This is a genomic window from Bacteroides sp. 11BF (assembly GCF_019633765.1).
In the GTDB taxonomy this organism is placed as follows: domain Bacteria; phylum Bacteroidota; class Bacteroidia; order Bacteroidales; family Bacteroidaceae; genus Bacteroides; species Bacteroides hominis.
The window spans coordinates 1-461 of the sequence record NZ_JAFKPJ010000086.1; the positions used below are offsets into that span (position 1 = coordinate 1).

The 461-nt window shown below is 49.2% G+C and carries 1 protein-coding gene; it reads left to right on the forward strand.

Annotated elements, in window-relative coordinates; genetic code table 11:
- On the forward strand, positions 1-461 hold a 461-nt coding region (locus tag JZY04_RS21095; protein ID WP_220577472.1), incomplete at both ends, for a PTS sugar transporter subunit IIB.

Genomic DNA, 461 nt, shown 5'->3' on the forward strand with positions numbered 1-461 from the left:
TTGATCGACTTATGGGGCGGCTCACCATTTAACCAAGCGAACTCGATTTATGAGGCGCATAAGGATAAATGGGCAATCGTGACCGGACTGAATTTACCGATGCTGATTGAAGCGTATGGTTCACGACTTTCGATGGATTCTGCACAGGATATTGCAGCACATCTGCTCGATGCTGGACGTGAAGGTATCAAGATCAAGCCAGAATCACTGGACAAAGTGACGAAGCCAGCTGCCCAAGCAGCACCAACTACTTCGAATGCTGGTCAGCCAGGCTCACTTGAGTATGTTCTGGCGCGGGTTGATTCTCGGTTGCTACATGGTCAGGTTGCCACAACCTGGACCAAGACAACCAACCCGACACGCATCATTGTTGTCTCTGATTCAGTTGCTAAAGACGACTTGCGAAAGAATCTGATTAAGGAAGCTGCACCAGCGGGCGTTAAGGCGCATGTTATTCCTAT